Origin of the sequence: Parabacteroides sp. HGS0025, from assembly GCF_000969845.1 — a bacterium.
In the GTDB taxonomy this organism is placed as follows: domain Bacteria; phylum Bacteroidota; class Bacteroidia; order Bacteroidales; family Tannerellaceae; genus Parabacteroides; species Parabacteroides gordonii.
Window position 1 is genome coordinate 850,477 of sequence record NZ_KQ033902.1, and the last position, 12,718, is coordinate 863,194.

Consider the following 12,718-nt stretch of genomic DNA (forward strand, 5'->3'; position numbering starts at 1 on the left):
GGAATATAAATTATTAAATAAAGTAACATGAAAAAGAGTGTATTAAGCGTGCTTGCGATAGCCGCATTAATGGTAGGCATGGTTTCCTGCAATGGTGCTAAGAAATCGAATGATGCCGAGAAAACGGAAGAAGCTGCCGTTATAGCCGGTAAAGCTCCCAAAGATTTGTTAACAGAGGAAGTAAAACAGGAAACTGTTAAGTTTTTGGCTGATATGCCGGAGTCGGAAATTCCTTATCGTTTGTCCAGCGGTGAAATTCAGGTGAAAGTGGCGGATTTGACTTATATGTTACCCGTTGCCAAAGCTGCAGAACTGAGCACAGCCACTCTGAAAGCACGTGCACTCGGTATGTATATGGCTGATTACAACGTATTGAAAGCCATCGGTCAGTCTACAGCAGAAGTAGAAGGAGCTATCGTTAAGCTGGCTACCGACCTGAATGTTTCTTTCGTTCTGGATATCTTGAAAGAACAGGCTCCGAAAGATGCAACTAAAGAGCAATTGCAGGCTTTCATGAATGCACAGGAAGATAAGATCATCGACAAGATGGCTGCAGAAAATAAGATCGACGTACAGATTGAAATCCTGGGTGCATCTTCTGCCGAATATGCTTGCCTGCTAGCTAATCCTACATTGGTTGTTAAAGGAGATGCTACATCTGCCGGACTTTCTGAGAATATGCTGAAACGTGTGACTATGCTGGAAGAAGTAGTAGCCGACTTGGCTTCTTACTATCCTGACCTGCAACAGTTGGGTACAATCCTCAGCCCGTTGAAGACAAAAGTAGGTTCTATCCAGGAAGCCAGAGCTGCTAATGCAGAGATCATGGGTATCCGTGATGCTTTACTGAAATAAGTACATATATATAATGTATAGCAAAAAAGGAGATGTTCCGATTGGAACATCTCCTTTTTTATACTCTGTAAAATCTTATTTATCCCTGATAGGTAATAGATAACAAGGTGATATCATCCGATTGCACCGCTCCGACAACGAACTTACCTACCGTTTCTGTTATTTTATCAACAATCTCTTTCGGGCTTTTTCCAATCAGCTCCTGGCAGTTTTCCAGTAAACGCTGTTCGCTGTATTGCTCGTGGCGGGTATTCATAGCTTCTGTTATCCCGTCTGTATAGAGCAGTAAGTTGTCGCCCGGCGATAGTTGCAATGTTTTTTCGTGATAAGTGATATTGTCTATGCTTCCCAGAATGAAATCGTTTGTCAACGGAACAGATACGACTGTATTGTCTTTCTTCATCAGGATAGGCGGATTATGGCCCGCATTGCAATAGGTGACAAGACCGGTATTCAGGTTCAGAATTCCGTAGAATACAGTCACGAACATTTCATTGGTATTTTCCTGGCAGAGGAATGCATTAGAACGCTGCATACACATGGCTGCCGAGTTTTCCGTCAGGGCTATTGTCCGGATAACCGTCCGGCTGATCGCCATAAAGATAGCTGCCGGAACACCTTTGCCTGCCACATCCGCAATAACGAAGCCCAAACGATCCTGGTCTATGCGGAAGAAATCGTAGAAGTCGCCCCCTACATATTTAGCCGCATTCATATAGGCATAGATATCGAACGATTTCAGTTCGGGAAACGGGGGGAATGTTTTCGGCAGGATCGTTTGCTGGATCTCCTGGGCGATATGCAGGTCGTTGCGGATAGATTCCAGTTGCGTATGTTCCTGTTGTGCCTTTTTAATAAAAGAGATCTGTTGGGCAGCCTTTTCGATGGTACGTTCCAAGTCTTCCAGATTGATCGGCTTGGTCGTAAAGTCGAATGCCCCCTGATTCATGGCGCTACGGATATTTTCCATATCCCCGTAAGCTGAAACCATGATACATTTAAGAGCCGGATTCTGCATTTCGTTTATTTTGGCAAGCAACGTTAGTCCGTCCATTTCCGGCATATTGATGTCGCTTAGTATCACATCGAAATCCGGTTGGACAAGCATCATTTGAAGTGCTTCCAGTCCGTTGTGCGCAAAATAGAACTCATATTCTCCCTTCTTTATCTTGCGGCGGAAGTATTGGGTAAGCAACCTTTCCAGGTCTAATTCATCGTCTACACTTAATATTTTTATAGCCATGACTTTTGTCTCTCTTATTGTTGGATAGGAATAGAAATAGTAAAACGGGTATATTCGCCGGGACGGGTATCCATCTCGATCGTACCGTTATGTTTTTGTTCGATAATCGATTTAGTGATCGACAATCCGAGGCCGGTACCTTCACCGATCGGCTTTGTCGTGAAGAAAGGTGTATAGAGCTTCTTTTTGATCTCTTCCGAAATACCCTGTCCATTGTCTTCTATCGCCAGGTTGATACGGTCGCCCTCTTTTTTCAAGGATATCCTGATAGTCGGCTGATAGGCTGTGCCGGTCGCCTCTTTCGATTTACTGAATACGGCGTAGCACGCGTTGTTCATCAGGTTGAGCACGGCACGGCTGAAATCCTGCGGAATGATCTTCACCAATGGCAGGCCGTTGGCATAGTCTTCCTGTATGGAGACATTGAAACTTTTGTTGTTTGCCCTGACTGCATGATAGGAAAGCCAGACATATTCTTTGGTCAGTTGTTGCAGGTCGGTCGGGATATATTCGTCGTCTTTGCCGCGTGAGTAGAGCAGGATGCCGCGCACGATACTCGAAGCACGGTTGCCGTTCTCTTCGATCTTGCTCATATTACCTTCCAGGTCAGACATGATCTCTTTGATCTCTTCAACTGAATCATCCGGCAATACGTCTCCAAGCTCGTCCAACACTTCCTGCATATCTTTCAGCAACTTCTGCGAGACTTTGCTGAAGTTGATCACGAAGTTAAGAGGGTTCTGTATTTCATGTGCAATGCCGGCACTCAATAATCCGAGGGAAGCCATCTTTTCCTGCTGGCTGATCTGTTTCCTCAGATTTTCAATCTCTTTTTGGGTGTTCTCATTCATTGTTGATCCTTTTTTGACTGATAGGAATTGTAATTAAGAATTCTGTATAGTTATCCTTCTCGCTTTTTGCCAGGATCGAACCCTGGTGGTTGAGGATAACTTCGCGGCAGAGATACAACCCGACACCGGCTGCTTCGGCGGAGGGTTTGGTGGTAAAGAATGGTTCGAATATCCTGTCTTTGATATTGTCTTCGATACCGATCCCGTTGTCATAGATACTGATAAATGCAGTGTTGTTGGCTCTCTCCTCCAGTTTTATCGTGATAACGGGGGAGAAACTTTGTTTTTGCATCTTCCGGAGCAACGCATAGATACTGTTTTTAAGAATGCTGCCTAGCGCTTTGTTCATTTGTTCGATATCGATTTCTGCTATGAGCGGCTTTTTCGGAGATTCTATATTTATCTGTATCCGGTTCTCTTCAATTTCTTTTTTGAATAATTTGTTGAGGACATCTACATTGACCTTGCACAGATCGCCCAGATCGGTTGGAGTAGCTTCGCCACGGCGGTCTTTCAACAGTTCTTCCATCGCTTTGACAATACGCACGGTGTTGCAGCCATGTTCATTGATCTTTTGTAGGTTGCCTTCTATCATGTCGAGTATTTCGACGCTGTCCTCATAGATTTCTTTGGTCATAACGGCCTGCTCGTCCGTTATGTTCTCTTTCAACTCTTTGATCAGGTCTGCTGACAGGCCGGCAAAATTATTGATGTAATTAACGGGATTCAGGATACGGTCTACCAGTCCCTGGGTCAGCTGTCCTACGGTAGCCAGCTTCTCTTTCCGTACCAGTTCGTCCTGTGCTTCGGCAAGGGCATCCAGTGCTTTCGACAGTTTTTCGGATTCTTTCAGTACCTGATCCCGCTGGATGCGTAGTTCGATAGTACGTTCTTCCACTATCTTGGCAAGATATTCCTTTTGCTTCAGTTTTTTGCGCAGGCGTCCTTTCAGGATATAAAGTACGATCTCTGCGACGATAGCCAGACCGGGGACCGTCTCCCAATCGTAGTAGAGACCAGCAATTATAAGGATCCAGCCAACCAGCGTCAGCTTTTCTATGATGCGCAACTGTCTTTTGAGGGAAGCTATTTCTTTGATATCGAAGTCGGCCATATTACTGAATTTCTTTGGTCATTGTTAATATATTCTTTCCTTCGGAGCGATCGTACCTGACATCCGTCATCAGCTGTTTTACCAGGAAGATACCGAGTCCGCCGATCGGGCGTTCATCCAATGAAAGTGTAATATCCGGCTCTTGTTTTTCCAGCGGATTAAACTGGATGCCGTTGTCGGTTATGACTATTTTCAATTGTCCGTTATCGCACCCCATATCGATGCATATATCCCCTTCCGAACCGGGATATGCGTATTGAATAACATTTGTTACAGCCTCGTCCATTGCCAGCTTTATCTGCATGAGCAGTGCTGCATCAAATCCGCAGTTGCTTGCTTGCTGCTCCAGAAAATCATACAAGAGCGCAAGTTGTTCCGGATCATTCTTAATATGTAATGTGCTGGTCATTCTACCGGAGTTTGAATCTTATTATTCAATGGTGAGGAAAGAGATGAAACCGGTTATTCTGAATATCTCCATAATACTGTCCTGGATATTCCTCAACACGAATTTACCTCCTTTTTGACTCATTCTTTTTTGCAGAATGAGAAGCAACCGCAAGCCGGCACTACTGATATAGGTAAGTTTGCTGCCGTCCAGTATTACTTTCTTTGCATCACCTTCAAGAATCGCTGTGATCTCTTTTTCAAGATCGGGTGAGCTTAGCGTGTCCAATTGTCCGGAAAGGCAGATTACTGTCTCTGTTCCATGTTTTATTTCTATTTCCATATTACAATGTGTTTGCTCTGTTTGCAAAGTAAGCAAATGTAAATATTATTCCTGTTATTTGTACTACTTTTTGTAAGCGTTTTTAATTATTTCCCGACACCTTTGGCCGATGCTGGCTTAAGTAGCACAAGGTAGCTACCTTGATATTGCCGAGGTAGCTACCTTTTGATTGCCGAGGTAGCTACCTTTTGATGGTCGAGGTAGCTACCTTTATAAAAGCTTCTTATCGGGAGGTCAACCGTTTAATTCCGCGTGCAATCTCACCAATCCAAAGAACCAGTGAGCTGGAACCGATAATGATCCCCCAGTCTTTCAGTGACAGCGGTACGACATTGAACATTTCTCCGCCGAATGTGACGATCAGGTACTGGCCGATGAGGATCAGCAGGGCAACGAACAGGAAGCTCTTGCTCTCTTTCAGGTTGGCGAATGCCGAACGGCCTTCCATGAATGCTTTGGCATTGAACATATTCCAGAATTGTAACATGACGAAGAAACTGAAGAACCAGGACAGGTCGTGCGGAGTCAATCCCGTCTGTGCATGGAAATAGTATAATACTCCCATCAGGATCAGCACGAAAGCAATACCTACTCCGAAGATGTTGTAAGCCATTGGGCGGGTGATGATAAAGTCACCATCCTTTCCGCTACGGCGGGGCTTGTCTTTCATCACCCGTTCGTTAGGAGGAAGTGAAGCCAGTGCACCGGCGGCAAATGTATCCATGATCAGGTTCACCCATAACATCTGGGTGATGGTAAGCGGTGATTCGGTACCGAACAGGGAGCCCAGCAATACGATCAGACAGGCTGCCACATTGATAGTCAGCTGGAAAAGCAGGAACTTCTGGATATTGCGGTATAGAGAGCGTCCCCACATAACGGCACGCGTGATACTTCCGAAAGAGTTGTCGAGGATCGTGATGTCGCTGGCTTCTTTGGCTACCGATGTTCCGTCTCCCATAGACAGACCTACCTGGGCTGCTTTCAGGGCGGGGGCATCATTGGTTCCGTCGCCGGTTACGGCAACAACGGCGCCTTTCTTCTGCAATAACTGCACCAGACGCTGTTTGTCGGTAGGACGGGCACGGCACATGATCTTCAGATCCAGTACGCGGTCGAGCGCCTCTTTGTCGGTCAATGCTTCGAAGCCCGGGCCCGTAATGATGTTACGGTCGGTGTCTTCCGGTTTCCATGTGCCGATCTGACGGCCGATCTCTTTGGCTGTTCCCGGTGTATCGCCTGTTACGATCTTTACATCTATCCCTGCATTCAAACAGCTTTGAACGGCTGCCGGAACATCCGAACGAACCGGGTCGGAGATGGCGACGATGCCTAAATAAGTAAGATCGGTATTGTGCAGACGGCCGTTAACGAAGAACGACTCGTCTTGTCCGTCTTCAATGATCTGGTATGCAAAACCAAGCGTACGCATGGCCTGGTTCTGATAATCCAGCAGTTGTTTTTCGATACCGGCTTTGCAGGTATCTACCGGTTTGTAAGTACCGTCGGTAGCTACCCGTTGGCTATTGGCCAGGACAATTTCGGGGGCACCTTTAACGTATAATACTTTTTTACCCAGCAACGGCGATTTGACTACCGTTGCCATATATTTCCGTTCGGTGGAGAAGGTCAACTGATCCACAACCGGAGCTTCTTCCCTTAATGTCAGGTAATTCTGATTCTGGCTGTTCAACCAGAGCAATAAGGCCGCTTCGGTCGGGTTACCTAATGTTTTTACTTTATCTTCCGAGAAGTCGAGGTAGGCGGTAGAGTTTACCGAGATACCTTCTTTGATCAGGTTGCTTAGTTCGTCGTCGCCCAGTTGCTGGTCTTTCAGGTTGTAGAAATTAGTCTGGTAGACCTGCATCTGGTTCTGTGTCAATGTCCCGGTCTTGTCGGTACAGATCACGGTGGTAGCGCCCATCGTTTCGCAGGCATGCATCTTACGAACGAGGTTGTTTGTCTTAAGCATGCGGTTCATGCTCAGGGCAAGGCTGAGGGTTACGCTCATCGGCAAGCCTTCGGGGACGGATACAACGATCAGTGTTACTGCTATCATAAAGATGTTCAGTATATGGGAGATCAGATCCATTACCGGCATACCGGAAGAAGAGAGGAACAATTTTATCAGCAGGGCGATGAAAGTAAGTCCGGCTACGGTGTATCCGCCTTTACTGATCACGCCTGCGAGTCCTTTCAATTGTATCTGCAGCGGGGTTTCAATGTCGCTCTCTATTTGAGAACCTTCGTATACTTTTCCGTATCCGGTGGCGTCGCCTACCAGTTCGACTTCCATCACTCCGTGTCCGTCTACTACGGTTGTTCCGCGCATGACCACATTGGAAGGATAAGTCGCTTCGTGGTCGAACTCGGCTTCATTGGTCGTTTTGCTGATGATCGGTTCGCCGGTAAGGGTAGACTCATTGAGCTGTAAAGAGATGGCTTCCAGCAGATGGCCGTCGGCGGGAACTTCTTCCCCTGTTTCCAGTACAACGATATCGCCGACTACTACTTCTTTTTTTGTGATCTGACAGATATTCCCTTCCCGGATCACCTTTACAAATGTATCGTCGTTCACTGTGTTCAAGACATCGAATGCTTTGTTGGCTTTCAATTCAAAAAAGAAGCCGACACATGATGCCAGCATGATGGCGAAGAATATACCGATAGGTTCGAGAAAAGCGGTAAAGCCTTTCGCTTCCGGCCCCCAGCAATGCACGCCGGCGATAATCATCGATAAGAGCCATGCTACCAGCAGGATCTTAATGATCGGATCATTGAACTTTTCGAGGAACTGACTCCAGAGAGAGGCTTTCTCGGGAGGTGTGAGGATGTTTTCGCCATGAAGGCGCCTGCTTTCTTCAACTTCTTGTTTGGTTAAGCCCTGATACTGATGTTTTTTCTCCATAAATTTGTTTATTCCAATTCAGAATTATAATGTACAGCAAATTACGTAAAGTTGACGGACATACGCAAGGGGTTTAGTTCTTAATTGATAAAAGAATAAATAAAGATTCTGTATATGCATTTAAATAGGATAGCACTATAGTGTGAGTACCTGTCACATTATAGTCCTGACAGGTGCAGCACTATAGTCCTGATACCCCTGTCACTATAGTGCTGAGGCTATGGTTTGCCTCTATTTTGTTCTGCTTGTCTAAGTCTTTGATTGAGTAATACTTTGTTAACCTTTTATTGCGTTAAATTAACGGATATGCCATAAACTTTTAGCTTCTGTAATTGTCTTATATATAAAAGGCAAACAGTGTGTTATTTATTTAAGGTTATGAAGAATGTTAGGTTATTCTGGTTACTGGGGATTGTCCTTCTTATAGCAGGGCAATCCCTTTGTGCTCAAACCAAAAAGGAAAAGAAAGAACAAAAGGAAAAAGAAGTAAAAGAATTAATAGAAAGTAAACGGTTTACAATAAATGTGGATCGTGCGATACCTATGGGAGGGCGTTCTCTCAATCTGACCTCTCCCTATTCTCTGGAAATGCGCGGCGACTCGGCTATCTCTTATCTTCCTTATTTCGGAAGAGCTTATTCAGCCCCTTATGGTGGCGGTGACGGGTTGCGATTTGAAAAATCAATTACCGATTATCAAACCTCTTTTAATAAAAAGGGAACCGCTCAAATACAGTTTCGTGCCCGAACCGACGATGATACGTATGCTTTTAGTGTACAGGTATTCTCGAATGGTTCCGCAACTATAAATGTGACACCTGTGAATAAACAGAATATCACGTTTTACGGGGAATTGGCTCCTAAGAAAGAGGAGTGAACAGTCGTCCCTGCCGTGCATTTCTTTCGGCAATACGCTTATTGACTTTAGCAGTGAATTCAAAGTTCTTTAGTCCCCAGTCGGGAGCGATCAGCAGCTCTTTCGGGGATTGCGATACAAACCTCTCTACCACAATAGAGGGGTTTAATTTTTCTATGAAGTCTATCACCAGGTCGATATATTCGTCGGCCGTATAGAGGTGGAACTCTTCGGGATGCTCGGCGTATTCCTTGGCCATGCGGGTATTCCGGATCAGTTGCAGCTGATGCAATTTCAGGGTAGTAATCGGCAAAGCGGATAATCGGTCGGCATGCTGCAATATCTCTTCATGGCTTTCTCCCGGTAACCCCAGAATGAGGTGTGCCCCGGTATAGATGCCTCTTTCGGCTGTCCGGCGGATAGCTGTTTCCGACTCTTCATACGTATGTCCGCGGTTGATACGGATCAATGTCTTATCCAATGTGCTTTCCAGTCCGTATTCTATCATGACAAACTTTTCTTTGGAAAGGGATGTGAAATAATCCAGTAGAGCTTCCGGCATACAATCCGGGCGTGTTCCGACGATCAGGCCGACTACACCGGGGTAAGACAATGCTTCCTCATACTTGGTTTTTAATGAATCGAGTTCGTCATACGTATTGGTATATGCTTGGAAATAGGCCAGGTATTTCATCTCCGGATACTTGCGGGAGAAGAAACGTATTCCTTCTTCCAACTGTTCGGATACACTCTTTTCCGTATGGCAATATTCCGGACTGAAGGTTTGATTATTACAATAAGTGCAACCTCCCCATCCCTTCGAACCGTCGCGGTTAGGACAGGTGAAGCCGGCGTTGATAGAGATTTTCTGTACTTTATGGGGGAATACTTTCCGCAGGAAATCTCCGAAATCATTATAAGGCTTTACGTTTTCCATAAGGCAAAGGTAATTTATAATGGTTAATGACCAATGTCCGGTGGTTAATTTAATGATAAAATGCCCGGACATCACAGCTTCAGTACATAAATTACCTTTAATGGTTAAGGGTTTACCATGATAAAATGCTAACTTTGCGGCCTATTCAATATAAAATTAAAAGTATTCATGAAACGATTGGGTGTTGGTTTCTTGCTTTCATTGGCGATAATTGGAAGCGTATCTGCTCAGAACGGGAGCAAACGTGTAGATTTAAAAGAAATTACAGATGGTAAATACCGTCAGGTAACTGCTATCGGAGAAATGCGGTCGCTGCCGGATGGTGAGCATTATACGGCAATGAACAAAGATCGGAGTATGATTATAAAATATTCATACCGTACAGGTAATCCGGTAGACACATTGTTTAATGCCCGCACAGCCCGCGAATCTACGTTCGACGACTTCGATGGCTACGATATCAGTGCTACCGGCCATCATATTCTGGTCTGGAGAGAGACTGAGCCTATCTATCGTCGTTCTTTCAAGGCTATGGTTTACGATTATGACGTGCGTCGTAATTATGTAAAGCCTTTATCCGATTCGAAGAACAAACAGATGATCCCGACTTATTCGCCCGACGGACGTATGTGTGCGTATGTGGTGGATAATAATATATGGGTTCGTAAATTTGATTACGATACCGAAGTACAGGTAACCAAAGACGGCGAACTGAATAAAATACTGAACGGTGTTACCGATTGGGTTTATGAAGAAGAATTTGCCGTAACAAACCTGATGGCCTGGTCGCCCGACAGCGAATACCTGACTTATGTGCGCTTTGACGAAACAGAAGTGCCGGAGTATTCTATGCAGATGTGGGGCAACGGTTTATATCCGGGCTATTACAACTTTAAATATCCGAAAGCCGGAGAGAACAACTCGAAAGTATCGGTTCATTCTTACAGTGTAGCGACAAAAGATATCAAAGAATTGAAAGTCCCGGTAGAGCCGGACAGTTATATCCCGCGAATTATTTTCACGACTAATTCCGATCAACTGGCTGTGATGACTTTGAACCGTCAGCAGAATCTTTTCAACATGTATTATGTAAATCCGAAGAGCGGCGTATCGCGTCTGATCCTTCGTGACGAAAATAAATGCTATGTAGACTCCGAGTGGTTGACTTCCATCCATTTCTTCCCTTCCGGATTTACTTATGTAAGCGAACAGGACGGTTATTCCCACCTTTATCTGTATTCCCCGACAGGGGTTATGCAGCGTCAGGTAACGAAAGGCAATTGGGATGTTACCCGCCTGATCGGATATGATGATGCAACTAAAGTCGCTTATTACGAGTCTGCAGAAGAAAGCCCGTTGCGCCGTTCCGTTTATAAGATAGACGCAAAAGGTGTAAAAACGAAGTTGACGGATGCAGAAGGAACGAACAGTGCCGACTTCAGCGATAACTATGCTTATTTTGTTAATACCTGGTCGAATGCGAACACCCCCGCAAAGATCACAGTGAACGAAACAAAGACTAAAAAGGAATTACGGGTATTGCAGGATAACGCTGCTTTGAAAGAAAAACTGGCAAATACATCCTTCTCGAAAAAAGAATTCTTCAAAGTGCATACAGCCTCTGATTATGAGCTGAATGCCTGGATAGTCAAACCGGTTGATTTCGATGAATCGAAGAAATATCCGGTGTTAATGGTTCAATATAGCGGGCCTAATTCGCAACAAGTGCTGGATAAATATGGTTTTGACTGGGAACATTATCTGGCAGCTAAAGGTATTATCGTAGTTAGTGTGGATGGACGTGGAACCGGTGCACGTGGTGAAGCCTTCCGTAAATGTACGTATTTGCGAATGGGGGATTTGGAATCCAGAGACCAGGTGGAAGCTGCACAGGCGTTAGGTAAATTGCCGTATGTAGATGCCGGCCGTATTGCTATCTGGGGCTGGAGCTTCGGTGGATACAATACATTGATGTCTATGAGCGTGGGTAACGGTACATTCAAGGCCGGTATCGCAGTTGCTCCTCCGACAGACTGGAAATATTATGACTCGGTTTACACCGAACGTTATATGCGTACACCTCAGGAAAACTTCGCAGGTTATGCTGCTACTTCTCCGGTTCGTCTGGCAAAAGACTTACAAGGTAAGTTATTGCTGATCCACGGAACAGCAGACGATAATGTTCATATCCAGCATTCGATAGCCTATACAAAAGCGCTGATAGAAGCTGGTAAAGATTATAAAATGCAGATTTATCCAGATTATAATCATAGTATTTACGGAGGAAATGCACGTTATCATCTGTATACTTCGATGTCTAATTTCTTATTTGATAATTTATAATGTCAGAATATTTGAGAAAGCCGGATTGGTTGAAGATCCGGCTGGGAGGGAACGAACAGTTCACGAGGACTAAAAGTATTGTTGAGTCTCATTGTCTGCACACGATCTGTACAAGCGGCAAATGCCCGAATATGGGAGAGTGCTGGAGTCGTGGAACCGCCACTTTTATGATTGCCGGTGAGATCTGTACCCGTTCCTGTCGTTTTTGCAATACACTTACAGGCAAGCCGTTGCCGTTGGATCCGAAAGAACCGGCCAATGTAGCTGAAAGCATCCGCCTGATGAATTTAAAACATGCGGTAATAACATCGGTCGACCGGGATGACCTGCCGGATATGGGAGCCGGGCATTGGGTTGAAACCATCCGGACGATCAAGGAGGTTAATCCGGGAACCACCGTCGAAGTGCTGATCCCGGACTTTCAGGGACGTCTCGATCTGGTAGATCTGATAGTTGCTGCTGGGCCTGAAATTATTTCACATAATATGGAAACAGTGCGGCGTATCAGTCCGCAAGTTCGTAGTGCTGCCAAATATGATGTCAGCTTGTCTGTCCTGTCGCGTATTGCCGGACAAGGTGCAACAGCCAAGACGGGCATTATGGTCGGCCTGGGGGAAACCCCGGAAGAAGTCTGCTGCTTGATGGACGATGTGCTTGCAACAGGTACTTCGGTATTAACAATTGGACAATATTTACAACCATCGAGAAAAAATATTCAAGTATCCGAATACGTTGCCCCCGAACAGTTTATTACTTATAAATCAATCGCTTTGGAGAAAGGTTTTCGTATGGTGGAGAGCGCTCCGCTGGTTCGTTCCTCTTATCACGCTGAAAAGCATGTTTAATAACGAAAACATTTAACAAATTGGGTTGTTATATATT

11 protein-coding genes are annotated in these 12,718 nt (G+C 45.1%); 4 read left to right on the forward strand and 7 right to left on the reverse strand.

The features are described 5' to 3' along the window. Positions 1-27: 27 nt before the first annotated feature. Positions 28-855, forward strand: a complete 828-nt coding sequence (locus HMPREF1212_RS02980) for a hypothetical protein (protein WP_028728501.1) — start codon at positions 28-30, stop codon at positions 853-855. Positions 856-934: 79 nt separating this feature from the next. On the opposite strand, the gene HMPREF1212_RS02985 is transcribed toward HMPREF1212_RS02980, so the two are convergent. The 6 genes from HMPREF1212_RS02985 to HMPREF1212_RS03010 all read right to left on the reverse strand — a co-directional run bounded on the left by HMPREF1212_RS02985 (position 935) and on the right by HMPREF1212_RS03010 (position 7,701). Then, entirely contained in the window at positions 935-2,098 is a 1,164-nt protein-coding gene (locus tag HMPREF1212_RS02985) for a PP2C family protein-serine/threonine phosphatase (protein WP_046148378.1), read from the reverse strand. A 14-nt stretch (positions 2,099-2,112) separates the two neighbouring features. After that, complete coding sequence (locus HMPREF1212_RS02990; RefSeq protein WP_046148379.1) at positions 2,113-2,949, reverse strand: sensor histidine kinase; 837 nt, start codon at positions 2,947-2,949, stop codon at positions 2,113-2,115. Beyond that, positions 2,942-4,063, reverse strand: coding sequence for a sensor histidine kinase (locus tag HMPREF1212_RS02995; RefSeq protein WP_046148380.1), 1,122 nt, complete (start codon positions 4,061-4,063; stop codon positions 2,942-2,944). The genes HMPREF1212_RS02990 and HMPREF1212_RS02995 overlap by 8 nt, the downstream gene beginning before the upstream one ends. A gap of 1 nt (position 4,064) precedes the next feature. Then, entirely contained in the window at positions 4,065-4,472 is a 408-nt protein-coding gene (locus tag HMPREF1212_RS03000) for an ATP-binding protein (RefSeq protein WP_046148381.1), read from the reverse strand. Between the two features lie 21 nt (positions 4,473-4,493). Continuing rightward, a complete protein-coding gene (locus HMPREF1212_RS03005; RefSeq protein ID WP_028728506.1) occupies positions 4,494-4,793 on the reverse strand; it encodes an STAS domain-containing protein in 300 nt (99 codons plus the stop codon). 223 nt (positions 4,794-5,016) lie between these two features. Then, the gene (locus HMPREF1212_RS03010; protein WP_046148382.1) at positions 5,017-7,701 is read right to left on the reverse strand and encodes a calcium-translocating P-type ATPase, PMCA-type; all 2,685 of its coding nucleotides are present in this window, start codon (positions 7,699-7,701) and stop codon (positions 5,017-5,019) included. Positions 7,702-8,079: 378 nt separating this feature from the next. On the opposite strand from HMPREF1212_RS03010, the gene HMPREF1212_RS03015 reads away from it, so the two are divergent. Continuing rightward, positions 8,080-8,577 (forward strand): DUF4251 domain-containing protein, encoded by a 498-nt coding sequence (locus HMPREF1212_RS03015; RefSeq protein WP_046148383.1) that lies wholly within the window; start codon positions 8,080-8,082, stop codon positions 8,575-8,577. Here the strand turns inward: HMPREF1212_RS03015 and HMPREF1212_RS03020 are convergent. Then, positions 8,561-9,493: a tRNA modification radical SAM protein MnmL/YtqA gene (locus HMPREF1212_RS03020; RefSeq protein ID WP_028728509.1), complete on the reverse strand. Its 933-nt coding sequence runs from the start codon at positions 9,491-9,493 to the stop codon at positions 8,561-8,563. The two genes, HMPREF1212_RS03015 and HMPREF1212_RS03020, sit on opposite strands and share 17 nt — an antisense overlap. Before the next feature lie 168 nt (positions 9,494-9,661). Here HMPREF1212_RS03020 and HMPREF1212_RS03025 point away from each other — a divergent pair, with 168 nt between their 5' ends. Together HMPREF1212_RS03025 and lipA are read left to right on the forward strand one after the other, a co-directional pair. Next, a complete protein-coding gene (locus HMPREF1212_RS03025; RefSeq protein WP_046148384.1) occupies positions 9,662-11,836 on the forward strand; it encodes a S9 family peptidase in 2,175 nt (724 codons plus the stop codon). Then, complete coding sequence (gene lipA / locus HMPREF1212_RS03030) at positions 11,836-12,681, forward strand: lipoyl synthase (RefSeq protein WP_046148385.1); 846 nt, start codon at positions 11,836-11,838, stop codon at positions 12,679-12,681. Before HMPREF1212_RS03025 ends, lipA begins: the two co-directional genes overlap by 1 nt. Positions 12,682-12,718: the final 37 nt, after the last annotated feature.

Coding starts and splice junctions, on each gene's coding strand:
- HMPREF1212_RS02980 (WP_028728501.1), top strand. CDS start 28: ATGAAAAAGAGTGTATTAAGCGTGCTTGCGATAGCCGCATTAATGGTA.
- HMPREF1212_RS02985 (WP_046148378.1), bottom strand. CDS start 2,098: ATGGCTATAAAAATATTAAGTGTAGACGATGAATTAGACCTGGAAAGG.
- HMPREF1212_RS02990 (WP_046148379.1), bottom strand. CDS start 2,949: ATGAATGAGAACACCCAAAAAGAGATTGAAAATCTGAGGAAACAGATC.
- HMPREF1212_RS02995 (WP_046148380.1), bottom strand. CDS start 4,063: ATGGCCGACTTCGATATCAAAGAAATAGCTTCCCTCAAAAGACAGTTG.
- HMPREF1212_RS03000 (WP_046148381.1), bottom strand. CDS start 4,472: ATGACCAGCACATTACATATTAAGAATGATCCGGAACAACTTGCGCTC.
- HMPREF1212_RS03005 (WP_028728506.1), bottom strand. CDS start 4,793: ATGGAAATAGAAATAAAACATGGAACAGAGACAGTAATCTGCCTTTCC.
- HMPREF1212_RS03010 (WP_046148382.1), bottom strand. CDS start 7,701: ATGGAGAAAAAACATCAGTATCAGGGCTTAACCAAACAAGAAGTTGAA.
- HMPREF1212_RS03015 (WP_046148383.1), top strand. CDS start 8,080: ATGAAGAATGTTAGGTTATTCTGGTTACTGGGGATTGTCCTTCTTATA.
- HMPREF1212_RS03020 (WP_028728509.1), bottom strand. CDS start 9,493: ATGGAAAACGTAAAGCCTTATAATGATTTCGGAGATTTCCTGCGGAAA.
- HMPREF1212_RS03025 (WP_046148384.1), top strand. CDS start 9,662: ATGAAACGATTGGGTGTTGGTTTCTTGCTTTCATTGGCGATAATTGGA.
- lipA (WP_046148385.1), top strand. CDS start 11,836: ATGTCAGAATATTTGAGAAAGCCGGATTGGTTGAAGATCCGGCTGGGA.